Here is a 22,883-nt window from a genome sequence, read left to right as displayed (position 1 = left end):
TTACTGCGTGACGATCGGCGAGGGCTGGCCGGCGGCCTGCGCCTGCTGCTGCTCGTACATCGCCTGGAAGTTGATTTCCGCCAGGTGCACGGGCGGGAAGCCGCCGCGCTGGATCACGTCGGCCACGTTGCCGCGCAGGTAGGGATAGACGATCTGCGGGCAGGCGATGCCCAGGATCGGGCCCATCTGGTCTTCGGGCAGGTTGCGGATCTCGAAGATGCCGGCCTGCTTGGCTTCGACCAGGAACACGGTCTTGTCCTGGATCTTGGTCTGCACGGTGGCCGACACGGTGATCTCGAAGATGCCTTCGGCCACCGGCTGGGCGTCCACGCCAAGCTGGATGTCGACCGTGGGCTGCTCCTGCTCGAGCAGGATGGCGGGCGAATTGGGCTGTTCGAGCGACAGGTCCTTGAGGTAGACGCGCTGGATCTGGAAAACGGGATCTTGGGCTTGCTGGTCGGCCATGGCTGAACTTTCGAGGATCAAAACAATGCCCGCCGGGGAGAGCTTCCCGCAGCGGGCTGCAGATGAATGAGCAGGCGATTATCGCCCCGCGGCCGGACCACTTCCGTGACGCCCGGCTGCTTTGTGTGTCAGGCGCCTTGGAGCAGGGGCACCAGGCCGCCGCGGCCGTCCAGCGCCACCAGGTCGTCGCAGCCGCCCACGTGGGTGTCGCCGATGAAGATCTGCGGCACCGTGCGGCGCTGGGTGATCTCCATCATGGTGCTGCGGGCCGCGGGATCGCTGTCGATGCGAATTTCTTCGATCTCCTCGACACCCTTGGACTTGAGGATCTGCTTGGCGCGAACGCAGTACGGGCAGAAGGCGGTGGTGTACATCTTGACGGCTTGCATACGCTTTACCTTGGGGAAGCCTCAGGCTTTTTCAACGGGCAGGTTAGCCTCTTTCCAGGCCTTGAGGCCGCCGGAAACCGCTTGGGCCTGCTCGTAGCCCAGTTTCTTGGCCATGGCCACGGCGCGCTGGGCGCGGGCGCCGGTGGCGCACACCAGCAGCAGCGGCACCCCCTTGTTCTTGACCGCGCCGGTCAGTTTTTCCTCGAGCTGGTTCAGGGGCACGTTCTTGGCGCCGATCATGTGGCCGGTGGCGAACTCCTCGGGTTCGCGTACGTCGACCAGCACCGCGCGTTCGCGGTTGATGAGGTGCACCGCGCCCTGGGCCGTGAGCGTGCCGCCGCCGGCACCGCGCACGAGCGGCCAGGCCAGCATGCCACCCGAGCTGAGTGCGATCAGGATCAGCATCCAGTTCGCGGTGACGAATTCGATCAATTTCACGGGGGTTCCTTGGATGGCAAACCCGGGATTTTAGAATGCTGGTTTTCCCAAGCGCTGCCAAAGGCTTCCCACATGCACAAACTGGTACTGATCCGCCACGGCGAATCGACCTGGAATCTCGAAAACCGCTTCACCGGCTGGACCGATGTCGACCTGACCGAAACCGGCATCGAGCAGGCCAAGCAGGCCGGCCGGCTGCTCAAGGCCGAGGGCTACGACTTCGACGTCGCCTACACCAGCGTGCTCAAGCGCGCCACCCGCACGCTCTGGCACACGCTGGACGAACTCGACCGCACCTGGCTGCCCGTGGTGCATTCGTGGCGCCTGAACGAGCGCCACTACGGCGCCCTGCAGGGCCTCAACAAGGCCGAAACCGCCAAGAAGTACGGCGACGAGCAGGTGCTGGTCTGGCGCCGCAGCTATGGCACCCCGCCGCCGCCGCTGGAAGCCGACGACCCGCGCAGCGAGCGCTCCGACGTGCGCTACGCCAAGCTTTCGCCCGAGCAGGTCCCGCTGACCGAATGCCTGAAGGACACGGTGGCACGCGTGCTGCCGTTCTGGAACGAATCGATGGCGCCGGCCATCCGCACCGGGCGCCGCCTGGTGGTGGCGGCGCACGGCAACTCGATCCGCGCGCTGGTCAAGTACCTCGACGGCATCTCCGACGACGCCATCGTCGGCCTGAACATCCCGAACGGCATTCCGCTGGTCTACGAGCTCGACGACGAGCTCAAGCCGCTGCGGCACTACTACCTCGGCGACGCCGCGGCCGCCGAAAAGGCCGCCGCAGCGGTGGCCTCGCAGGGCAAGGGCTGAAAAAAGAAAGCCCCTCGGCGGCGCTCCCCCGTGGAACCCCGGCAGGCAATTTGCTTCCAAGCTGTGTATATTGGTTTGACAGCCGACAAGGACAATCACTCATGATGGGTCAGAAACTGAAGATTACCGGCTGGGTTGCCGCCGGCGCCGTTGCCGGCGTCTTGACCACCGTCTCGTTGCAGACGGTTGCACGCGGCTCGCTCGCGCCGCTCCCGCTCGAGGAATTGCAGCAGCTCGCCGCGGTGTTCGGCATGGTCAAGAGCGACTATGTCGAGCCGGTCGACGAGAAAAAGCTCATTTCCGACGCCATCTCGGGGATGGTGGCCGGGCTCGACCCGCATTCCCAGTACTTCGACAAGAAGTCCTTCAAGGAATTCAGGGAAGGCACCACCGGCCGCTTCGTCGGCGTGGGCATCGAGATTTCCCAGGAAGACGGGCTCATCAAGGTGGTGTCGCCGATCGAGGGCTCGCCGGCCTTCCGCGCGGGCCTCAAGCCCAACGACCTGATCACCAAGATCGACGACACGGCCGTGCGTGGCCTGTCGCTCAACGAGGCCGTCAAGCGCATGCGCGGCGAGGCCAACACCAAGGTGCTGCTGACCATCTTCCGCAAGGACGAGAGCCGCACCTTCCCGGTCACGATCACGCGCGAGGAAATCCGTACCCAGTCGGTGCGCGGCAAGGTCATGGAGCCGGGCTACGGCTGGATCCGGCTGTCGCAGTTCCAGGAACGCACGGTCGACGACTTCGTGAAGAAGGTCGAGGACATCTACAAGGAAGAGCCCAACCTCAAGGGCCTGGTGCTCGACCTGCGCAACGACCCGGGCGGCCTGCTCGACGCGGCCGTCGCCATCTCGGCCGCCTTCCTGCCCGAGAACGTCACGGTGGTGTCGACCGACGGCCAGCTGGCCGAGAGCAAGTCCGTCTACAAGGCGGCGCCCGAGTTCTACCAGCGCCGCACCGGCAGCGATCCGCTGCGCAACCTGCCCGCGGCGCTCAAGACCGTGCCGCTGGTGGTGCTGGTGAACGAAGGCTCGGCCTCCGCGAGCGAGATCGTGGCCGGCGCGCTGCAGGACCACAAGCGCGCCACCATCATGGGCAGCCAGACCTTCGGCAAGGGCTCGGTGCAGACGGTGCGCCCGCTCGGACCGGACACGGGCCTCAAGATCACCACGGCGCGCTACTACACGCCGAGCGGTACCTCGATCCAGGCCAAGGGCATCGTGCCCAACGTGCTGATCGACGAAAGCGCCGAGGGCAGCCCGTTTGCCGCCCTGCGCATGCGCGAGGCCGACCTCGAAAAGCACCTGGCCAGCGGCCAGGGCCCCGAAACGAAGGACCCGGAACGCGAAAAGGCCCGCGACGAAGCCCGCAAGCGCCTCGAGGAAGAAGCCAAGAAGCCGCCGCAGGACCGCAAGGTGCCCGAGTTCGGCACCGACAAGGACTTCCCGCTGGTGCAGGCGCTCAACCGCCTCAAGGGCCAGCCGGTGCTCGTGAGCAAGACCCAGGTCATCGTCGAGAACAAGGAAGAAAAGAAGGAAAACTGAAGCCGCGCTGCCACCAAGGCGGCCCGGAGCGCGCATGGACGATCACGACCTGCTGCGCTATTCGCGGCACATTCTTCTCGAAGAGTTCGGCATCGACGGGCAGGCGCGCGTCAGTGCCGGCCACGCGCTGGTGATCGGCGCGGGCGGCCTGGGCTCCCCGGTTGCGCTGTATCTCGCGGCCGCCGGCGTCGGGCACATTGCCCTTGTGGACGACGACGAGGTCGATCTCACCAACCTGCAGCGCCAGGTCGCCCATACCAACGACCGCGTGGGCCGGCTCAAGGTCGAATCGGCCGCCGAGGCCATGCGCGCCATCAACCCCGACATTGCCATCGAGACGCACGCCCTGCGCGCCGACGAGGCGCTGCTTTCGCGCCTGGTCGCGGCCGCGGACGTGGTGGTCGACTGCTGCGACAACTTTGCCACGCGGCACGCCGTCAACCGCGCCTGCGTGGCGCATGGCAAGCCGCTGGTGGCGGGCGCCGCGATCCGCTTCGACGGCCAGCTGAGCGTGTACGACACGCGCGACCCGGCGTCCCCCTGCTATGCCTGCATCTTTCCGCCCGACGCGGCCTTCGAGGAAACGCGCTGCGCGGTGCTTGGCGTGTTCGGCCCGGTGGTCGGCACCATCGGCACGCTGCAGGCCAGCGAAGCGCTGAAGCTGCTCGCGGGCATCGGGCCCTCGCTGGCAGGCAAGCTCCTGATGTTCGACGGCCGGCGCACCGCCTTCGATACGCTGAAGATCGCGCGCGATCCGCACTGCAGCGTGTGCGCGCAGCGCCCGGCCTGAAGAAGCGCCCTTCTCAAGGCTGCCGGGCGCCCTTGGCCCGAGCGGCGCCCTTGGCGGGGGCTCCGGGGGTCGGGCGATTCGCTTCCGACAGCACGCCCTTGCAGTCCGAATCCTGCCCCGGTCCGGTCTCGATGGTCGCGGCCAGTCCCAGCAGCGGGTTGACGGTGCCCAGCGCGAGCGCCGCCAGGCCGCGCCCTGCCAGCGGGACCACCTTGACGCCGCCCGTTGGCGAACCGAAAGTGCCGCCGATGACCAGCGGCGTGCGCAGCGAGAGGATGTTCTTGCTCTTGGGCTCCGGGCGGACCACGAAGTCGAGCGTTTCGGTCGCGAGGTTGGCCTGGCCGGTGGCATAGAACACGGCATTGGTCGTGTCCAGCACGAGGGTGCGCCCGGTCATCAGCCCCTTGTTCACGTCGAAGGCCATGGCCGCGCAGCGCAGCTCGACGTTGCGGTCGCCGCGCAGCAGGAACTTGATGATGTCGCCCCCCACGAGCGTTGCGAAGACCGGCAGCAGGTTGCCGAACTGGCCGCGCCCGGAAATCACCGCGACGTCGCCGGAAGCGCCTCCGAGCCAGTTGGCCACGGAATTGCCGGCGCCCGACAGGTTGATGCGGCCGTCGAGCCGGCCCACGCTGTTGCCCGTGGTCTCCAGCTTCGGAAACACCCGGGCGAGCTGCATGCCGCGCAGGTCGAGCGAGGCGCGGATGTCGGCCGGATCCTTCGCGCCGTCGATGCGGATCGCGCCGGCCAGCTTGCCGCCGCCCACGCCCAGGTCGAGCGGATCGAGCGTCAGCACGCCGTTGTTCAGCTTGACCTGCACGCTGCCGCGGTCGAGCGGCACGTCGCGCACGTTGCGGATGCGGTCGGCCGTGTACTTGACCTCGGCGTTCATGGCGCGCAGGCGCTCGAAGTCGAGCTTGGCGCTGGGCAGCACCTTGGCGCCCGGGGCACGCTTCGCCTTGATAGTGGGCGGCGGCGCGACGCCCTCGACCGCCTTGGCCGAGCGTTCGGTCGGCGGCAGGCCGATGAGCGGGCCCAGGTCGTCCATGTCCATGACCTTGGAGCGCAGCTCCCCCGCCAGGTGCGGCACCTGGCCGGCCTTGTCGAAGCGCATGTCGCCGGCAATGTCGGAAAGGCCGAGCCGGCCCTTGAGCCCGGCCACTTCCCACAGCTTGCCGCGCTTGCGCAACTCGCCGCTCAGCGCATAGGGAGAGGTTTCCGGCAGCGCGATGCCCAGCAGCGGGAACAGCGCGCCGAGGGTCTGGCCCTTGAGGTCGAACGTGGCCTGGATGCCGTCGAGGTCGGCAAAGTCGGTCACCGTGCCCGAGGCCTTCAGCCGTGTCTGGCCGGCCGCGGCATCGACCTCCAGCGGGAACGGCGGCTGGCCGGCCGCCTTGAGCTGCAGCACGTTGCCGGTGCGGCCCTCGGCCGTCAGCGGCTGGCCCTTGTAGCGGCCCTTGATGCGGTAGCTGAGCGGGAGCGTTCCCCGGCTGGTGTCGTAGCTCACGTCCGCATGCAGGTCGACGCCCAGGTGCGTGGCCAGGAAGTCGACCGCGCCGCTGTCGACCTGCATCAGGCCGATGACGGGCACGGTGCCGGCATCGGAGGTGTCCTTGCCGAGCGCCCACGTGCGGCGTCCGTCCGGCTCGATCTGCAGGCCCAGCGTGGGCGAGGACAGCGCCAGGCGCGGGATCACGACCTTGCGCGAGACGAGCGGCCAGAGCCGGATGTCGAACTCGGCGCGCTCGGCCTTCACCAGGTAGGGCTCGCGAGCCCAGGGCGGATTGGCAAACTCGATGCCGTCGGCCTTGACGGTGGCGCCGCGCAGGCCGATGCCCACGTCGAGCCGGCGCGTGATCTCGAACTTGCGCCCGGTCTTCTCGCTGACGTAGCGGTTGACCGGTCCGCGCAAGGTGTCCCACGGAAAGAACGCCAGCAGCACCGCCAGTGCGGCAAGCAGCAGCACGAAAGCCGCAAGCAGCTTGAGCCAGAGCGGCCGGTCGCGAAGGACGTTCGTTGCCATGCCGACGGGATATATCGGCCGCAGTGCATCGCGGGTCGGCAATGGACCGCAGAAACCGTGAGGCAATGCCTACGGAGGGGCCCCGCCAGCGCCTTCGTCAGAACGCGCCTACAACACCCTTCCTCCGAAACTTGCATGATGCTCGTCGGCGGCGCCACAAATTTCCGGTGTGCAGGCATTCGCCAGCGGGGCGTCGAAGACACCTGCCAACGTCAGAGGAAGCGCGGTTCGGCATGGAGACAAGATTGCAGACCTACATCGTCGAAGACAACCTCACGATCCGTGAAAACCTCATTGGCACCCTGGAAGAACTCACCTGCACGACGGTGGTCGGCTTTGCCGAAACCGAGGCCCATGCGAGGCAGTGGCTGCACGACCACAGCGAGGAGTGGGACCTGGCGGTGGTCGACCTTTTCCTCAAGCAGGGCAGCGGCCTGGGCGTGCTGCAGGCCTGCACCTCACGCCGGGCGAACCAGAAGGTGGTGGTGCTCAGCAACTACGCAACGCCCGACATCCGGCGGCGCTGCGCCGAATTCGGCGTGGATGCGGTGTTCGACAAGTCGAACGAGATCGACGCGCTGGTCGACTTCTGCATCCTGGAGGCGGTGGCTCACCGCCCCACCAGCGGCACCGGCGGCACCGGTTGAAGAAAAAGCCGCAAGGCGGCTGCTTCCATCAATCGATCAGCTTGTTCTTCAGTGCGTAGTACGTGAGGTCGCTGTTGGAGGACAGGTTCATCTTCTCCATGAGGCGCGTGCGGTAGGTGCTCACGGTCTTCACCGACAGCGACAGCGTCTTGGCGATGTCGCCCGCCGTCTCGCCCTTGGCGAGCTTCAGGAACACCTGGAACTCGCGCTCCGACAGCTGCTCGTGCGGCGCGGCATCGTCCTTGCGGTCGAGCTGGCGTGCCAGCAGCTCCGCCACGGCCGGCGTGATGTAGCGGCGGCCGAGCGAGATGGTGCGAATGGCGTTGACGATCTCCATCGGATCGCATTCCTTGTTGAGGTAGCCGCTCGCACCCTGGCGGATGAGATTCATCGCGTAGTGCTCTTCGGGATAGCCGCTCAGGATGAGGATGCCCACGTCCGGCGCCTTGGCGCGGATCATGGCGAGCGCGTCGATGCCGCTCTGCCCCGGCATGGAAAGGTCCATCACCAGCACGTCGAGTTCGGTGGTGCGCACGAGCTCGATGGCCTCGCGCCCGCTGGCGGCTTCGCCGGCCACGCGCAAATCGACGTGTTCGGAGAAGAACTGCCTGAGGCCAGATCTGACGATGGCGTGGTCGTCCACAATTCCAATTTTGATCATCTGTTACTTTCTTCGTTGTGCCGCGCCTGCGCAAGCCGCAGCATGCCGGTCCCCTGCTTGTTGTCAATTATTCACGAACTTGTGTTGAAAGCACCTTCGAAAGTTTCATGCATTGGCTAGCCCCTCCAAAAATGGCCGTGAGCCTGCTGCTCGCGGCGCTGGCCGCGCTGGCCCTCGTTGGGATCAACGAGGCCGGCTACCGCCAGTCGAGCCGCGCCCTGGCAGACATCGACGCGGCGCTGAAGGTGCGCGGTACGCTCAACCAGATCCTGCAGAACATGCTCGATGCCGAAACCGGCCAGCGAGGCTACCTCCTGACGGGCGAAGCCAGCTACCGGCAACCCTACGACACGGCGGTCAAGCAGGTCGACGGCCACCTTGCGGCGCTACGCCAACTGTACGCCGAACGCCCGGCCGAGCGTACGCGGCTGGCGGAGCTTTCGAAGCATGTGCTGCGCAAGATCGCTGAAATGGACATGAGCGTGCGGCTGCGGCAGGACGGCAAGGACGAGGCCTGGAAATTCGTCATCACGACGGACGTGGGGCGCGAGGAAATGGATTCCATTCGCAAGGCCGCCGGCGAATTGGCGGAGATCAGCAACCAGACCCTGCACCAGAGCCAGATCCAGGTGATGAAGTCGCTGCGGCTCGCGCGCATCGGCACCGCCATCGTCGCGCTTGCCGCGTTCCTTGCCTTCTTCCTGTACCTGCGGCAGGCGCACGCGCTGCGCTCCATCGGAGAGCGCCAGCAGGAAACACTGCAGCGCGAGCGCAATGCGCTCGAAGACGAAGTGCGCGAACGCACCGCATCGCTGGCCGAACTGGCCACGCACCTGCAGGACGTGCGCGAAACCGAGCGCGGCTATCTCGCGCGGGAGTTGCACGACGAACTCGGCTCGCTGCTGACCGCCGCCAAGCTGGACGTGGCACGCCTCAAGTCGCGGTTGCTGGAGGCGCCCGACGCCACCCAGCGGCTGCAGCACTTGACCGAGCTGCTCAACAGCGGCATCGCGCTCAAGCGCCGCATCATCGAGGACCTGCGGCCGTCGTCGCTGTCGAACCTCGGGCTGGTCGCGTCGCTCGAGATCCTCGGGCGCGAGTTCGCCGAACGCTCGGGCATCCAGGTCCAGATGGTGCTCGAACCGGTGGCCATGGACGAATCGCGCCAGCTCACGATCTACCGCATGGTGCAGGAGAGCCTGACCAACATCGGCAAGTACGCCGAGGCCAGCGAAGCGACGATCGTGCTGAAGAACTACGAGAACCACGCGGTCGTTGAAGTGGCCGACAACGGCAAGGGCTTCGACCCCCAGCGCATCCGTCCGTCGACGCACGGCCTGGCCGGCATGCGCCACCGGGTCGAGGCGGCCAGGGGCAGGCTCACGATCTCGTCGACGCCGGGCCGCGGCACCCGCGTGAGCGCCATGCTGCCGATCGCGAAGACGCTCTGAGCGCTTGCCGGCACCCCTGCGGTATTTCTGCACGGATCGGCGCGCAAGGAACTCGGCCATCTCCTACGCTCCCCGCGCCCAGCCGCTGACAGCCCCTCGCAGGGGGGTCCACTTAAGGTTGGCCACGTGCCGTTCATTTCCTCTTGGACGCGCAATTTCCAAACAACGAGCGAAGCCTCGAAGGAGTCCACATGTTGTATTACGCAGTGGTGTTTCTGGTCATCGCACTGATCGCCGCCGTGTTCGGCTTCGGTGGCATTGCGGCCAGCGCGGTAGGGATCGCCAAGATCCTTTTCGTGATCTTCGCCGTGCTTGCCATCGCCAGTTTCCTGGCCGGCTTGCTACGACGCAAGTAGCGTAGGTACGATCCACAGGCTCCCGCAATTCATCTCCCCGGAAAGGAAAGATTCATGAACACGACCAAGACTCCCTCGCAACTTGCCGACGAGGCCCGCCAGACCGCCAACGATGCGGTGGAAACGACCCGGGCCTATGCACAGAACGCGGTGAATGCGGCCGGCGAGAAGGTCCGCGAATTGCGCCGCGACGCGGAACCCGCGGTCGAACAACTGGCCGCACGCGTGCAGCAGGCCGTGCAGCGCGGCCTCGACGCCGCCTCCACCACCAGCGCGCGCGCACAGCGCCGGCTGGAACAGGCAGCCGACGTCACCGGACGCTACATCTCCGACCAGCCCGTGCGATCGGTGCTGATTGCGGCCGCCGCCGGCGCCGCGATCACCGCCCTCATCGTGCTGGCCAGCCGCAACCGCCGGGACGACTATTGATCTGATCCGCTGAAGGCACGCAGGCAGTTCCACCCGTTCCGCGCACCATGCTTCATCCGATTTTTTCCACGGTGCTCGGGCATCCGGAACTCATCGCCGACCACGCCGCCAACTACGCGGCACTGGTAAGACAGGAGGCCTCGGAAGCGGGGCGCGGGATCGTTGCCCGCATCGTGGCCGGCGTGCTGGCGGTCGGCAGCGCCCTGCTGGCCCTGGGGCTCATCGGCGTGGCCGTGCTGATGGGCGTGCTCCACGGCAGCTTCCACTGGGTGCTGGTGGCGGTGCCCGGCGTCGCGCTGGTGATCGCCGCCATTTGCGCCTGGATGGCGGTCCGGCCCTTCCCCGGCTATGGATTCGACGACCTGCGCGCCCAGGTCGACGCCGACCTCCGGGCGCTGCACGAAGCAGGAGTTCGCCATGGACGGCACTGAGCGCAGCTTCCTGACGCCGCAGGAGCGGCTGGCCATCTCGCGCCGTGCGCTCGTCAGGCAGTTGAATGGCGAGGACGAGCCGGCGGACGACGGCGGCCGCGGCCGGCGCCACGCCGCGCAGGAACGTCCGGAAGGAATGCATGCCGCCGGCGAAGCGGCGGACCACCGGCGGGCCTCGCCGGCGCGCGGCCGCAACCAATGGGTTTCGATGGCCCGCAGCATGACCGAGCGCTGGTGGCGCCGCCATCCGGCCCATGCGGTGGGCCAGCTCGCCCGCCCTTTGCTCGAACACTATGCCCGCAAGGAGCCCGCCAAGCTCATGGCGCTGGCGGCCGCCACCGGGGCGGTGATCGTGCTGACCAAGCCGTGGCGCCTGCTCTCCTTCACGGCGGTGCTGGCGGCTGTGCTCAAGACATCGGACGTGGCTGACGTCGTCAACACGTTGATGCAGAAAAACACCAGCCCACGAAAGGATTCTCCATGAATGCCAATGCTTCCACCGCCACGGGCGCGGCACAACACCAGCGCCTGGTGCTCGACGAGCAGGCCATCGGCGCCGCCGCCAAGAGCCTCGACGAAGGCGCGGTCACGCCGAGCTACGGCCCCTGGCGCGACGATGTGCTCAAGCTGCTGAACGACGCGCTGGCCACCGAACTGGTTTGCGTGCTGCGCTACAAGCGCCACTATTTCACCGCCAACGGCGTGTCGTCGCCCAAGATCGCCGAGGAATTCATGGTGCACGCCAACCAGGAATCGGCCCATGCCGACCGCATCGCGGAACGCATCGTCCAGCTGGGCGGGGAGCCGGACTTCGCGCCGACGCACCTGCTCGACCGCAGCCACGCGAGCTACGACGAATCCACCGACCTGCAGGCCATGGTGCGCGCCAACCTCGTGGCCGAGCGCATCGCGGTGGAAACGTACCGGCAGATGATCGCGCTGATCGGCGACAAGGACCCGACCACCCGCCGCATGCTGGAAGACATTCTTTCCGACGAGGAAGAGCACGCGGACGAGCTCAAGGACTGGCTCGGCCACTGAGCGCGATTCCTGAGGCCGCAACAGCCCTCTCTCCCATTAAAAAGCCCGGACGAACCGGGCTTTTTGCTGGGCAAGGGAAACGGTCAGCTTCTGACCTCGAGCTGGTTGTTCACCGAGGTCACGCCCTGCACGCCCTTGGCGATCTCCTCGGCGCGCGCCTTGGCGGCGGCCGTGGGTGCGGGGCCCTTCAGGCTCACGACGCCGCCCTTGGTGTCGACGTCGATCTTGATCGCGCTCAGGTCCGGATCCTTGGCGAGGCCCGCGGACACCGACGCGGTGATCGCGGCATCGTCCACCGTGGCGCTCACGGCCGCGCCGGCGTTCTTTGCGGCGTCCTTCACCTCGGCGGCGGTGCCGGAGGCGTCGATCTTCGCCTTCGCTTCCTTCAGGGCCTCCGCGGTCTTGGCGGCGGCCGTGTCGGCCGCCTTCTCGGTCTTTGCGATGGCGCTGTCGAGCTTCTCGCCCGCGGTGCGGTTGCCCGCGTTGTCGCAGGCGGCGAGGGTCAGCGCGGCGCCGGCCAGCAGCACGGCGAGCCATGCGCGCGAAAACGGCATGGCGATGGTTGTTCGGCGAATATTGTTCATTGGGAATCCTCCAGTCGCTCGCAGGGAGCAGGGAAAGGCGTGGCCCGAAGGGACGGGCCACGGCTCACTCTAGCTTTCGGAGCGAACCGGCAGGGATGGCCGGCGGCGCGAAACCCTGTAGGACGGAAGGGGTCAAGCCGTGACGATCCAGCCTTCGAGCGGATCGAACTGCTCCGGCAAGCCGTAGCCCGGACCGGGCGTGGAAGCGCGCTGCGCGCCCCAGGCGGCCTGCACGAGGCAAAGTACCGCATCGATGTGGTCGCCACGGGCGTCGCCCAGCAGCTCGGCGCGCTGGGCGCCGCTGAGCGCCAGCCGCAGCCCGAGCCGCGTGGTGCCGGCTTCGAGCGCCGCGAGCAGGTCGGTGCGCGCGGCCAGCCGCTCGGGCGTCTGCTTTGCGGATTCGTCGCTCTTGTAGCTGCGGCGGCCGATCAGCTCGCGCGCGAGCAGCCCCGGATAGGCCTCGAGCGCCACGCGGCGGCCGTTGCTGCCGGCGTGCAGCCCCGGCAGGCTCGCGCCCGCGTCCAAGAGCGGCGGCACGCCCGCATGGAGCATGAAAGCCACCGGCGGATTGACCCATTTCATCGACGTGCTCGAACCCGCAGGTCCGTCGGTCGCCCGGTGCGCGAACTTGCCGCCGGCCGGACGGGCGGCGCAGAAGGCCGCGAAGGTGGCGCGGATCTCGGCGCGGCCGAGGCCCGCATAGTGGCTCATGAGCGCGTTCCACTCCGTGGGCCATCCCAGATGCTCCACCAGTTCGCGCGGAAGGCCGAACGGAAAATCGAAGCCGCCGATCCACGCCGGTTCGCCGCGCAGCCACGCGGCCCAGGCATCGAGCGACGTGAAGCGCTGCAGGCCGGCCACCACCAACTCGCCTACATCGCCGCCGATGCTGCCGCTGGCCACGACGATCGGCTTGCGCGCCGTGGGTGCGCAGGAAAAATCGCAGCCGAACAGCAGCGCCTCGCTCATCTTCAGCCCAGCGCGAGCGCCACCACGCCGGCCGCTATGAAGCCGGCCCCCAGCAGCCGCAGCAGGCGGTCGCCCTCGCGCAGCAGATGGCCACCGATCAGCGCCGCGAACAGCATCGAGACCTCGCGTGCCGGCGCAACATGCGAAATGGGCGCCTGCTGCACCGCATAGAGCACCAGCACGTACGAGACCGGACTGATCGCCGCCACCAGCAGCGCGTATTTCCACTGCGCGCGCCACATCCGCGCGGTGGTGGCGCGGTCGTGCAGCGCCGCGGGCAGCAGCAGGCCCACGCGCACGAAATTGCTGAAGTAATCGAGCAGGATCGGCGACATCGCCAGGAACTTCACGGCATAGCTGTCGGCCACCGTGTAGGCCGCAATGAAGGCGCCGGTCAGCACGCCGTAGCGAAGGCCCTTGTGCACCCGCGCGCGCTGGGCAGGGTCATGCGTCTTGCGCCAGAGGCCCGGGCCGCCCGCCACCAGGAACACGCCGAGCACCACGCCCGCGATGCCCGCCACACCCACCAGGCTGATGCGCTCGCCCAGGAACAGGATGGCCACCAGCGACGACAAGAGCGGGCCCGAGCCGCGCGCCAGCGGATAGACCACCGTGAGATCGGACTTGCGGTAGCCGCGTAGCAGGATGACGTAGTAGAAGACGTGCAGCACGCCGCTCAGCGCGACGAAGCCCCACTCCCGCAAACCCCAGCCCGGCACCACGCGCCAGCCCAGCGCAATGCCCACGGGTGCCCACACGATGGCCATCAACACGCCGCTCTGGAATGCGAAGCGCGCATCGCCGTTCGCCTTCTTGGCGGCGATGTTCCAGCTGGCATGGACGATCCCGGCGAGCAGGATCAGCGCGAAGGCGGAAAGCGGCACCCCGGAAAACGGGGCTTAATGGCGCCCGACGATGGCGGCGGTGGCCATCAATTCTTCGAGCAGCGCGAGCGAGACCTTGCCCGACACTGCGTACGGATTGAGTTCGGGCTTTTCCGAGTACTTGAGCAGCGTCGAGGCATTGAGCTTGGAGAGGTTGACCTGCCCCATGGTCCAGCCGCCGAAGCGGCGCTCGGAGATTTCCTCGTAGTGCAGCAGCACCACGTCCTTGTGGCGCCCATCGCGCTGGATGTGGCCGTAGAGCTCGCTGATGGCCATGCGTCCGCCCTCGATGGCCTGCAGGAAGGTACCCGCGCCATAGCAAAGAATGCCGGTGATGCCGCAGGCCGTGTTGTGCGTGCGCGATTGCGAGAGGATGGCTTCGATGGCCTCGGGGCTGGTATCGACCGCGCGGCTGGCGTAGAGAAGTCGGACCAGCATGATCAGCTCCTTCTTGGCAAGAGGGAAAGGAATTCGCGCCGCAGGCTCGGGTCCTTCAGGAACACGCCGCGCATCACGGAGTTGATCATCTTGCTGTCCATTTCCTTCACGCCGCGCCAGGCCATGCAGAAATGCTCGGCTTCCATCACGAGCGCGAGGCCGTCGGGCTGCGTCTTTTCCTGGATCAGGTCGGCCAGCTGCACCACCGCTTCTTCCTGGATCTGCGGTCGGCCCATGACCCATTCGGCCAGGCGCGCGTACTTCGACAGGCCGATGACGTTGGTGTGCTCGTTGGGCATGATGCCGATCCACAGCTTGCCGATGATCGGGCAGAAGTGGTGCGAGCAGGCGCTGCGCACGGTGATCGGGCCGACGATCATCAGCTCGTTCAGGTGCTCGGCGTTCGGGAATTCGGTGAGCGAGGGTGGCGCCACGTAGCGGCCCTTGAACACTTCGTTCAGGTACATCTTGGCCACGCGGCGCGCGGTGTTGCCGGTGTTGTGGTCGTTCTCGAGGTCGATCACCAGGCTCTCGAGCACGCCCTTCATCTTGACCTCGACCTCGTCGAGCAGCGATTCGAGCTCGCCCGGTTCGATGAACTCGGCGATGTTGTCGTTGGCATTGAAGCGCCTGCGCGCGGCGGTCAGGCGCTCGCGGATCTTCACCGAGACGGGGGTGCCCTCGTCGTCGTTGTTGCCGTCAGGGCGCGGTTCCACGTCGGTTTTCCTCAGCATCCGCGCATGGTATCAGCGAACGCATTCCAGCCGGGGCCGGCGGGGAACACCGCGCCGGCGCCATTCATGCCAGCGCAAAATCGGCCACCAGCGGCAGGTGGTCGGACATGCGCGCCCAGATCGGGCCGCGCGGCACCGAACAGGCCACCGGCTCGAGCTCGCGCCCGTAGACGAAATCGAGCTGCGCCACCGGCAGCCGCGAGGGGTAGGTGAGCGTTCGCGGCCCGCGCAGGTCGCTGGTGTCGCGCAGGCCCATGGCGTTCATGGCGTAGCGCATGCGCGCGCCCCAGTCGTTGAAGTCGCCCGCGACCACCACCGCCTCGCCGGGCGGTACCTCGCGCTCGATGAACTCGCGCAGCCGCGCCACCTGCCGCACGCGGCTGCCCTTGATGAGCCCCAGGTGCACCACGATGGCATGCACCGGCCGACCCTCCACCTCGATGACCACGTGCAGCAGGCCGCGCTGCTCGAAGCGGTGGTCGGAAATGTCCTGGTGGCCGGTGCGGATCACCGGCCAGCGCGTCAGGAGCGCATTGCCGTGTTCGCCGTGGCGCGTGATGGCGTTGGTTTCATAGACGGCGGTGTAGCCCTCGGGCGCGAGGAAGTCGGCCTGCGGAAGCTCGGGCCAGCGCTCGAAGCGAAGCGCGGCCTGCCGGTTCATCTTGCGCACTTCCTGCAGGCAGACGATGTCGGCATCGAGCTGCTCGATGGCATGCCCCAGGTTGTGGATCTCCAGGCGCCGGGCCAGCCCGATGCCCTGCACACCCTTGTGGATGTTGTAGGTGGCCACCCGGAGGTTGTATGCCGGCAGGTTCATCGCACAAATTCTGGCAGCAACAGAATGGCTTCGGCGTTCGACGGGGAAAAGCAGGCATCGGCCGCTTCGCGGTAGGGAAGCCACTTCCAGTGGGTGTGCTCGTGCGGCGCCAGCGTGGGCACCACGCGCTCGGGCACGCACAGGCCGAACAGGTGCTCGGTGTTGTGCGTCACGCCGGGCGCATAGCGCGCGCGCCAGCGCGGATAGATCTCGTAGACGTTGCGCAACTGCCAGTCGACCAGCCGCGGTGCGAGCGGGCTGCCCTCCCCGCACTGGATGCCGGTTTCCTCGGCCACTTCGCGCGCCGCGGTGAGCGCCAGCGGCTCGTCGGCCAGGTCCTTGCTGCCGGTGACCGACTGCCAGAAATCCTCGGCATCGGCGCGGCGGATCAGCAGCACCTCGAGCGCCGGCGTATGGATGACGACCAGCACCGACTCCGGAATCTTCCAGGGCCGAGTGCTGGCGGTCATGGGCGCATCAGGCGGGTTGCTGTACGTTGCGCAGCCGGATGTGCAGCTCGCGCAGCTGCTTCTCGTCGACCGGGCTCGGCGCCTGCGTGAGCAGGTCCTGCGCGCGCTGGGTCTTGGGGAAGGCGATCACGTCGCGGATCGACTCGGCGCCGGTCATGAGCATGACCAGGCGGTCCAGGCCGATGGCGATGCCGCCGTGCGGCGGGGCGCCGTACTGCAGCGCGTCGAGCAGGAAGCCGAACTTGAGCTGCGCATCCTCGGCGCTGATCTTGAGCGCGCGGAACACCTTGCTCTGCACTTCCTCGCGGTGGATACGCACCGAGCCGCCGCCCATCTCGATGCCGTTGAGCACCATGTCGTAGGCCTTGGCAATGCACTTCTCGGGCGCGGTGTCCATGAGGTCTTCATGGCCGTCCTTCGGCGCGGTGAACGGATGGTGCACGGCGCTCCAGCGCTGGCCTTCCTCGTCGAATTCGAACATCGGGAAGTCGACCACCCACAGCGGCGCCCAGCGGTCGTCGAACAGGCCGCTCTTCTTGCCGAAGGCGCTGTGGCCGATCTTCACGCGCAGCGCACCGATCGCGTCGTTGACGATCTTTTCCTTGTCGGCACCGAAGAACAGGATGTCGCCGTTGCGCGCACCCGTGCGGGCGATGATCTCGGCCAGCGAGGCATCGTCGAGGTTCTTGACGATCGGGCTCTGCAGGCCCTCGCGGCCGGCCGCGGCATCGTTGACCTTGATGTAGGCCAGGCCCTTGGCGCCGTAGATCTTGACGAACTCCTGGTAGGCGTCGATCTCGCCGCGCGAAAGGCCGCCCTCGGCGCCACCGCCCGGCACGCGCAGCGCGACCACGCGGCCGCCCTGCATGGTGGCGGCGTTCGAGAACACCTTGAACTCGACGCGCTTCATGAGTTCGGTGAGCTCGGTGAACTCGAGCTTCACGCGCAGGTCGGGCTTGTCCGAGCCGTACTTGAACATCGCGTCGCCGTACGTCATGGTCGGGAACACCGGCAGGTCGATGCCCGCGGCGTTGCGGAACACATTGCGGATCATGCCCTCGAACATCTCGCGGATTTCTTCCTCGGCAAGGAACGAGGTCTCGATGTCGATCTGCGTGAATTCGGGCTGGCGGTCGGCGCGCAGGTCTTCGTCGCGGAAGCACTTCACGATCTGGTAGTAGCGGTCGTAGCCGGCCACCATCAGCAGCTGCTTGAAGAGCTGCGGCGACTGCGGCAGCGCGAAGAAGCTGCCGTCGTGCACGCGGCTGGGCACGAGGTAGTCGCGCGCGCCTTCGGGCGTGGACTTGCCGAGCATCGGGGTCTCGATGTCGATGAAGCCGTTGGCATCGAGGAACTTGCGCGTTTCCATCGTGACCTTGTAGCGCAGCATCATGTTGCGCTGCATGGCCGGGCGGCGCAGGTCGAGCACGCGGTGCGTGAGGCGCGTGGTTTCCGAGAGGTTGTCGTCGTCCAGCAGGAACGGCGGCGTGACCGAGGGGTTCAGCACCTTGAGCTCGTGGCACAGCACTTCGATCTTGCCGCTCTTGAGCTGGTCGTTGGTGGTGCCTTCGGGGCGCGCGCGCACCAGGCCGGTGACCTGCACGCAGAACTCGTTGCGCAGGTTCTCGGCCACGGCGAAGGTGGCGGCGCGGTCGGGGTCGCACACCACCTGCACGTAGCCTTCACGGTCGCGCACGTCGATGAAGATCACGCCGCCATGGTCGCGGCGGCGGTTGACCCAGCCGCACAGGGTGACGGTTTGGCCCATCAGGGCTTCGGTCACGAGACCGCAATAGTGAGTACGCATGGCCATATCTTGGATTCCGGCGCCGCGGGGGCGCGTTTTTTACTTGTTCGCGAGGGAGGACGGGCCGCCGGGAACGACCACCCCCATCGAGACGATGTACTTGAGCGCTTCGTCCACGCTCATCTTGAGTTCGATGCAGTCGCTGCGCCTGAGCATCACGAAATAACCGCCCGTGGGGTTGGGCGTGGTCGGAACGTAGACACCCAGGTAGTCGCCGCCGCCCAGGTGGCCAATGACCTCGCTGCCCGGCGTGCCGGTCACGAAGGCGATGGTCCAGACTCCCTCGCGCGGCCACTGCACCAGCACCGCCGTGCGAAAGGCGTTGCCGTTCTCGGAGAACAGCGTATCGGACACCTGCTTGACGCTGGAGTAGATCGAGCGCACGACGGGGATGCGCCGCACCACGGCGTCGCCCCATCCGAGCAGGCGCTTGCCCACGAAATTGCTCGCAATGGCGCCTACGCCCAGCAGGATGGCCAGCGTGAGCAGCACGCCGAGCCCGCGCACGTTGTTGTCGTACAGCCATTTCTGCCAGACCGAGGGCAGCACCCAGAGCGTCTGGTCCAGCGTGTCGATGATCCACTTCAGCACCGCCAGGGTGATGAACAGCGGAACGATCACCAGCAAGCCGGAGAACAGCCATTTGCGCAGGGCGAGCATGGATGGCTTCTCAGTCGCTCTTGGCGGCAGCAACCGGCGCGGGGGCCGGGCTGGGGGCGGGGACGGCGGCGGGCGCTGGGCTGGAAGCTTCCGCGGTGCTGGCGGCCGGCGCGGCTGCGGCGTCGCCGTTCTTGGCGGCGCCCGCAGGCTCGGCCTTCTTGCCGCCGCCATCGCGGAAATCGGTCACGTACCAGCCGGAACCCTTGAGCTGGAAACCGGCGGCGGTGACTTGCTTCTCGAATGCACTAGCGCCGCACGCCGGACACACCGTGAGGGGTGCATCGGACATTTTCTGCAGGGCGTCCTTGGCGAAGCCGCAGGCGCTGCACTTGTAGGCGTAGATGGGCATGGAATTGAGTGAAAAAGCGGCGCAAAAACGAGGCAGGGGCCGCTCGCAAAGCCCTCGATTATAAGGGCGCCCCGCCCTTCGGGGCGTCCTAGACAGCCAGCATCCGGTGCGGCGTGCGGGTGTTGGCCACCCACTGCGGCGCCAGCGATCCGGCCACCAGGCCGGCAAAGGAGGCCAGCACGCCGGCCAGCTGGGCCGGGAATGCGCTGCCCCAGGGCATGGCCAGGAACAGCAGCCAGGTGCCGATGCCCAGCACAATGGAAGCAAGGGCGCCCTGCGTGGTGGCGCGGCGCCAGTAGAGCCCGCACACCAGCGGCACGAAGGCACCGACCAGCGGCACCTGGTAGGCGCCCGACACCAGTTCGTAGATGGGGGTGCCCTGCATGCGGACGGCGTAGGCCAGCACGGCTGCGCTGAAGACCAGCACCGTGATGCGCATGGTCATGAGGTTCTGGCGGTCGGTGCCGGCGGGACGGAACTGGCGCCAGATGTTCTCGGTGAACGTGACGCTCGGTGCCAGCAGCGTCGCCGAAGCGGTCGACTTGATGGCCGACAGCAGCGCACCGAAGAACAGCACCTGCATCACGAAGGGCATCTTCTCGAGCACCAGCGTGGGCAGCACCTTCTGCGGATCTTCCTTCAGCAGCGCGGCGGTCTGCTCCGGCATGATCAGCAGCGCGCTGGCCACCAGGAACATCGGCACGAAGGCGAACAGGATGTACGCCACGCCGCCGATCACCGGGCCGCGGGTGGCGGACTTGACGCTGTTGGCCGACATCACGCGCTGGAACACGTCCTGCTGCGGAATGGAGCCGAGCATCATCGTGATGGCCGCGGCAAAGAAGAACACCATGTCGTGCCAGCTGGGCTCGGGCCAGAACCTGAAGAGGTCCTTGCTGACCGCGAAGGCCACCACCTTGTCGGCGCCGCCGGCCATGTTGCCGGCGAACACCGCAATGCAGGCCAGCCCCGCCACGAGGATGATCATCTGGATGAAATCGGTCACGGCCACCGACCACATGCCGCCGAACAGCGTGTAGGCGAGGATCGACACCACGCCGATCACCATGCCCGCCGGGATGGGGATGGCGCCGGCCGAGAGCACGTTGAACACCAGCCCGAGCGCCGTGACCTGCGCCGACACCCAGCCCAGGTAGCTCAGCATGATGATGAGCGAGCAGGCCACCTCGACGCCGCGGCCGTAGCGCTCGCGGTAGTAGTCGCTGATGGTCAAAAGCGTCATGCGGTAGAGCTTGCCCGCGAAGAACAGGCCCACCAGGATCAGGCAGGTGCCCGCGCCGAACGGGTCTTCGATGACCCCGTTCAGCCCGCCCTCGATGAACTTGGCCGGAATGCCGAGCACCGTTTCGGAGCCGAACCAGGTCGCGAAGGTGGTCGTCACGATCATGTAGAGCGGCAGGTGCCGCCCGGCGATGGCGAAGTCGGTGGTGTTCTTCACCCGCTTGGCGGCGTACAGGCCGATCGCGATGGTGACCAGCAGATAAACGACAACCAGCGTCAGCAGCACGGGGACACTCCTCTAGAACAATCTCACGCGCACCAGCAATTGCATGGCGAGCAACCCCAATACAAATCCTATGCCACCGTAGATGATGGTCTGCAGCAGCCGGTTGGTGCGCTTCTGGGCGGCCAGCAGCTCCAGCAGCTCGCGGCGGTGGTCGGCGGGCCGATTTTCCAGGAAATCGTGCAGCAGGCGCGGCAGCTCGGGCAAGAGTTTTGCGTAGCGCGGCGCTTCGGCCTTGAGCTGCTGGAACAGCTTCTTCGGCCCGATCTGGTCGACCATCCACTTCTCGAGGAAGGGCTTGGCGGTGTGCCAGAGATCGAGTTCCGGATCGAGCTGTCGGCCCAGGCCCTCGATGTTGAGCAGGGTCTTCTGCAGCAGCACCAGCTGCGGCTGGATCTCGACATGGAAGCGGCGCGAGGTCTGGAACAGGCGCATCAGCACCATGCCGAGCGAGATTTCCTTCAGCGGCCGGTCGAAGTACGGCTCGCAGACGGTGCGGATCGCGCCTTCGAGCTCGTCGATGCGCGTGCCCTCGGGCACCCAGCCGCTCTCCAGGTGCAGCTCGGCCACGCGCTTGTAGTCGCGCCGGAAGAAGGCCACGAAGTTCTGCGCGAGGTATTCCTTGTCCGACTCGGTCAGCGTGCCGATGATGCCGAAGTCCAGCGAGATGTAGCGCCCGAAGGTCTCCGGCGCGAGGCTCACCTGGATGTTGCCCGGGTGCATGTCGGCGTGGAAGAAGCCGTCGCGGAACACCTGGGTGAAGAAGATCGTGACGCCGTCGCGCGCCAGCTTGGGGATGTCGACGCCGGCCGCGCGCAGGCGGTCGAGCTGGGCAATGGGCACGCCGTTCATGCGCTCCATCACGATCACCTCGGGGTGGCAGAAGTCCCAGAACATCTCGGGGATCAGCACCAGCTCGAGCGAGGCCATGTTGCGGCGCAGCTGGGCCGCGTTGGCCGCCTCGCGCACCAGGTCGAGCTCGTCGTGCAGGTACTTGTCGAACTCGCCGACCACCTCGCGCGGCTTCAGGCGCTTGCCGTCGGGCGAGAGCTTCTCGACCCAGCCGGCCATCATGGCCATGAGCGCCAGGTCTTTCTCGATCACGCCGCGCATGCTGGGGCGCAGCACCTTGACCGCGACCTCGCGCACCTCGCCTTCGTCGGTGCGGATGGTCGCGAAGTGGACCTGGGCGATCGACGCGCTGGCGATCGGCGTCTCGTCGAACTGCACGAACACGTCGCCCACCGGACGGCGGAAGGCGCGCTCGATGGTGGCAATGGCCACCGACGAGGGGAACGGCGGCACGCGGTCCTGCAGGAAGGCGAGCTCGTCGGCGATGTCGGGCGGCAGCAGGTCGCGCCGGGTCGACAGCACCTGGCCGAACTTGACGAAGATCGGCCCCAGGCGTTCGAGTGCCTCGCGCAGCCGCTGGCCGCGGGGTGCGTCGAGGTTGCGGCCGATGGAGACGATGCGCGCCACCACGCGCAGCCAGGGTTTCTGGAAGCTCGTGAGCACCAGCTCGTCCAGGCCGTAGCGCAGCGCGACCCAGACGATGAAGATTCCGCGGTAGAAGCGCCTCATTCGGCCGTGCTCGCCGAGCCGGTCGACGGACCGCCGGCCTGCGGTGGCTTGCGGCCGCCGGCGAACTGGCGCAGCGCTTCCACGACCCGGCGCGCGCCGTTGGCGATGGTGTGCGCCGGTACGTCGCCCACGAGGCGGGCGAGGTCGTCCTCGACGTCCCAGCGCACGTGGTCGACCAGCCAGTTGACCTCGGCGGCGAGCTGCACGTCGCCGATGATCTGCACCGAGGGCTTGCCGCCGCGCAGCGTGGCGCGGGCCAGCTCGAAGGGGGATTCGTCCGTGACGGTGAGCGTGAGTTCAGGCACCGAGCCGGCAGGCGCGAGGTCCAGCAGGCCGGCCGGCGTGGCGACCAGATCCATCGTCACGAAGCGCCACTGGAAGCGCACCACCCGCCCCTGCTGCCGGAGCAGCCGCTGCTGGGCCTCGGGTTCCTGCTGCAGCACATGGTTCAGGAACAGCACCGCGCGGTGCTGGATCTCGTGCACCGCCCAGGCGGGCGGCTGCAGGCGCTCGCCGATGCGGTTGAACAGATCGTCGAGAAAAGAAAATGGGGACGATGGTGTAGCCATGTCCCCATTATC

At 67.2% G+C, this 22,883-nt stretch carries 28 protein-coding genes; 10 read left to right on the top strand and 18 right to left on the bottom strand.

All coding sequences use genetic code 11. From position 1 onward, the window contains the following. The 3 genes from secB to VPA02S_RS22770 all read right to left on the bottom strand — a co-directional run bounded on the left by secB (window position 1) and on the right by VPA02S_RS22770 (window position 1,259). Window positions 1-465, bottom strand: a complete 465-nt coding sequence (gene secB / locus VPA02S_RS22780; protein ID WP_015866874.1) for a protein-export chaperone SecB — start codon at window positions 463-465, stop codon at window positions 1-3. A 128-nt stretch (window positions 466-593) separates the two neighbouring features. Then, on the bottom strand, window positions 594-854 hold the full coding sequence (grxC, locus tag VPA02S_RS22775) for a glutaredoxin 3 (protein WP_015866875.1): 261 nt from the start codon (window positions 852-854) through the stop codon (window positions 594-596). 21 nt (window positions 855-875) lie between these two features. Continuing rightward, window positions 876-1,259: a rhodanese-like domain-containing protein gene (locus tag VPA02S_RS22770; protein WP_370880715.1), complete on the bottom strand. Its 384-nt coding sequence runs from the start codon at window positions 1,257-1,259 to the stop codon at window positions 876-878. Between the two features lie 105 nt (window positions 1,260-1,364). Here VPA02S_RS22770 and gpmA point away from each other — a divergent pair, with 105 nt between their 5' ends. The 3 genes from gpmA to VPA02S_RS22755 all read left to right on the top strand — a co-directional run bounded on the left by gpmA (window position 1,365) and on the right by VPA02S_RS22755 (window position 4,445). Next, the gene (gene gpmA / locus VPA02S_RS22765) at window positions 1,365-2,108 is read left to right on the top strand and encodes a 2,3-diphosphoglycerate-dependent phosphoglycerate mutase (RefSeq protein ID WP_015866877.1); all 744 of its coding nucleotides are present in this window, start codon (window positions 1,365-1,367) and stop codon (window positions 2,106-2,108) included. A 104-nt stretch (window positions 2,109-2,212) separates the two neighbouring features. Continuing rightward, the gene (locus VPA02S_RS22760; protein WP_026284207.1) at window positions 2,213-3,655 is read left to right on the top strand and encodes a S41 family peptidase; all 1,443 of its coding nucleotides are present in this window, start codon (window positions 2,213-2,215) and stop codon (window positions 3,653-3,655) included. 34 nt (window positions 3,656-3,689) lie between these two features. Further along, window positions 3,690-4,445, top strand: coding sequence for a HesA/MoeB/ThiF family protein (locus VPA02S_RS22755; protein ID WP_062365692.1), 756 nt, complete (start codon window positions 3,690-3,692; stop codon window positions 4,443-4,445). A gap of 13 nt (window positions 4,446-4,458) precedes the next feature. Here the strand turns inward: VPA02S_RS22755 and VPA02S_RS22750 are convergent, their stop codons facing one another. Beyond that, entirely contained in the window at window positions 4,459-6,468 is a 2,010-nt protein-coding gene (locus VPA02S_RS22750; RefSeq protein WP_062365689.1) for an AsmA family protein, read from the bottom strand. A gap of 233 nt (window positions 6,469-6,701) precedes the next feature. Between VPA02S_RS22750 and VPA02S_RS22745 the strand changes: the two genes are divergently transcribed. Beyond that, entirely contained in the window at window positions 6,702-7,115 is a 414-nt protein-coding gene (locus tag VPA02S_RS22745; protein ID WP_015866881.1) for a response regulator, read from the top strand. A gap of 28 nt (window positions 7,116-7,143) precedes the next feature. On the opposite strand, the gene VPA02S_RS22740 is transcribed toward VPA02S_RS22745, so the two are convergent. Further along, window positions 7,144-7,776, bottom strand: a complete 633-nt coding sequence (locus VPA02S_RS22740; protein ID WP_015866882.1) for a response regulator — start codon at window positions 7,774-7,776, stop codon at window positions 7,144-7,146. A 131-nt stretch (window positions 7,777-7,907) separates the two neighbouring features. Between VPA02S_RS22740 and VPA02S_RS22735 the strand changes: the two genes are divergently transcribed. The 6 genes from VPA02S_RS22735 to VPA02S_RS22715 all read left to right on the top strand — a co-directional run bounded on the left by VPA02S_RS22735 (window position 7,908) and on the right by VPA02S_RS22715 (window position 11,484). After that, on the top strand, window positions 7,908-9,227 hold the full coding sequence (locus tag VPA02S_RS22735; protein WP_015866883.1) for a CHASE3 domain-containing protein: 1,320 nt from the start codon (window positions 7,908-7,910) through the stop codon (window positions 9,225-9,227). 191 nt (window positions 9,228-9,418) lie between these two features. Then, window positions 9,419-9,583, top strand: a complete 165-nt coding sequence (locus tag VPA02S_RS31545) for a DUF1328 domain-containing protein (protein WP_015866884.1) — start codon at window positions 9,419-9,421, stop codon at window positions 9,581-9,583. Window positions 9,584-9,637: 54 nt separating this feature from the next. Continuing rightward, window positions 9,638-10,012 carry a hypothetical protein gene (locus VPA02S_RS22730; protein ID WP_021008789.1) on the top strand — a complete coding sequence of 125 codons (375 nt, stop codon included), beginning with the start codon at window positions 9,638-9,640 and terminating at the stop codon, window positions 10,010-10,012. Window positions 10,013-10,059: 47 nt separating this feature from the next. Next, on the top strand, window positions 10,060-10,443 hold the full coding sequence (locus VPA02S_RS22725; RefSeq protein ID WP_015866886.1) for a TMEM134/230 family protein: 384 nt from the start codon (window positions 10,060-10,062) through the stop codon (window positions 10,441-10,443). Beyond that, window positions 10,430-10,927, top strand: a complete 498-nt coding sequence (locus tag VPA02S_RS22720; RefSeq protein ID WP_062365688.1) for a hypothetical protein — start codon at window positions 10,430-10,432, stop codon at window positions 10,925-10,927. Before VPA02S_RS22725 ends, VPA02S_RS22720 begins: the two co-directional genes overlap by 14 nt. Further along, the gene (locus VPA02S_RS22715) at window positions 10,924-11,484 is read left to right on the top strand and encodes a ferritin-like domain-containing protein (protein ID WP_015866888.1); all 561 of its coding nucleotides are present in this window, start codon (window positions 10,924-10,926) and stop codon (window positions 11,482-11,484) included. The genes VPA02S_RS22720 and VPA02S_RS22715 overlap by 4 nt, the downstream gene beginning before the upstream one ends. A gap of 83 nt (window positions 11,485-11,567) precedes the next feature. Here VPA02S_RS22715 and VPA02S_RS22710 read toward each other — a convergent pair whose 3' ends face one another. The 13 genes from VPA02S_RS22710 to VPA02S_RS22650 form a co-directional block, all read right to left on the bottom strand. Continuing rightward, on the bottom strand, window positions 11,568-12,068 hold the full coding sequence (locus tag VPA02S_RS22710) for a BON domain-containing protein (protein WP_018906411.1): 501 nt from the start codon (window positions 12,066-12,068) through the stop codon (window positions 11,568-11,570). A 132-nt stretch (window positions 12,069-12,200) separates the two neighbouring features. Beyond that, entirely contained in the window at window positions 12,201-13,037 is an 837-nt protein-coding gene (locus VPA02S_RS22705) for a DUF429 domain-containing protein (RefSeq protein ID WP_062365686.1), read from the bottom strand. Between the two features lie 2 nt (window positions 13,038-13,039). Then, complete coding sequence (locus VPA02S_RS22700) at window positions 13,040-13,921, bottom strand: DMT family transporter (RefSeq protein ID WP_062365684.1); 882 nt, start codon at window positions 13,919-13,921, stop codon at window positions 13,040-13,042. A 15-nt stretch (window positions 13,922-13,936) separates the two neighbouring features. After that, a complete protein-coding gene (locus VPA02S_RS22695) occupies window positions 13,937-14,359 on the bottom strand; it encodes a BLUF domain-containing protein (RefSeq protein WP_062365682.1) in 423 nt (140 codons plus the stop codon). Window positions 14,360-14,361: 2 nt separating this feature from the next. Next, entirely contained in the window at window positions 14,362-15,093 is a 732-nt protein-coding gene (folE, locus tag VPA02S_RS22690) for a GTP cyclohydrolase I (RefSeq protein WP_015866893.1), read from the bottom strand. A gap of 64 nt (window positions 15,094-15,157) precedes the next feature. After that, the gene (locus VPA02S_RS22685) at window positions 15,158-15,910 is read right to left on the bottom strand and encodes an endonuclease/exonuclease/phosphatase family protein (protein WP_015866894.1); all 753 of its coding nucleotides are present in this window, start codon (window positions 15,908-15,910) and stop codon (window positions 15,158-15,160) included. Next, window positions 15,907-16,380 (bottom strand): dihydroneopterin triphosphate diphosphatase, encoded by a 474-nt coding sequence (gene nudB / locus VPA02S_RS22680; protein WP_018906409.1) that lies wholly within the window; start codon window positions 16,378-16,380, stop codon window positions 15,907-15,909. The genes VPA02S_RS22685 and nudB overlap by 4 nt, the downstream gene beginning before the upstream one ends. 7 nt (window positions 16,381-16,387) lie before the next feature. Continuing rightward, the gene (aspS, locus tag VPA02S_RS22675) at window positions 16,388-18,193 is read right to left on the bottom strand and encodes an aspartate--tRNA ligase (RefSeq protein WP_015866896.1); all 1,806 of its coding nucleotides are present in this window, start codon (window positions 18,191-18,193) and stop codon (window positions 16,388-16,390) included. A gap of 33 nt (window positions 18,194-18,226) precedes the next feature. Beyond that, a complete protein-coding gene (locus tag VPA02S_RS22670) occupies window positions 18,227-18,847 on the bottom strand; it encodes a DUF502 domain-containing protein (protein WP_015866897.1) in 621 nt (206 codons plus the stop codon). Window positions 18,848-18,857: 10 nt separating this feature from the next. After that, complete coding sequence (locus VPA02S_RS22665) at window positions 18,858-19,196, bottom strand: FmdB family zinc ribbon protein (RefSeq protein WP_015866898.1); 339 nt, start codon at window positions 19,194-19,196, stop codon at window positions 18,858-18,860. 88 nt (window positions 19,197-19,284) lie between these two features. Continuing rightward, window positions 19,285-20,724 (bottom strand): high affinity choline transporter 1, encoded by a 1,440-nt coding sequence (locus VPA02S_RS22660; protein ID WP_062365680.1) that lies wholly within the window; start codon window positions 20,722-20,724, stop codon window positions 19,285-19,287. Window positions 20,725-20,736: 12 nt separating this feature from the next. Next, window positions 20,737-22,302, bottom strand: coding sequence for a ubiquinone biosynthesis regulatory protein kinase UbiB (gene ubiB, locus VPA02S_RS22655; RefSeq protein WP_018906406.1), 1,566 nt, complete (start codon window positions 22,300-22,302; stop codon window positions 20,737-20,739). Then, window positions 22,299-22,871 (bottom strand): ubiquinone biosynthesis accessory factor UbiJ, encoded by a 573-nt coding sequence (locus VPA02S_RS22650; protein WP_015866901.1) that lies wholly within the window; start codon window positions 22,869-22,871, stop codon window positions 22,299-22,301. The genes ubiB and VPA02S_RS22650 overlap by 4 nt, the downstream gene beginning before the upstream one ends. Between the last annotated feature and the right edge of the window lie 12 nt (window positions 22,872-22,883).

The organism is Variovorax paradoxus NBRC 15149 (genome assembly GCF_001591365.1).
Taxonomy (GTDB): domain Bacteria; phylum Pseudomonadota; class Gammaproteobacteria; order Burkholderiales; family Burkholderiaceae_C; genus Variovorax; species Variovorax paradoxus.
The sequence above is the reverse complement of the archived record's forward strand: the minus strand, read 5'-3'. Positions and strand labels throughout refer to the sequence as shown.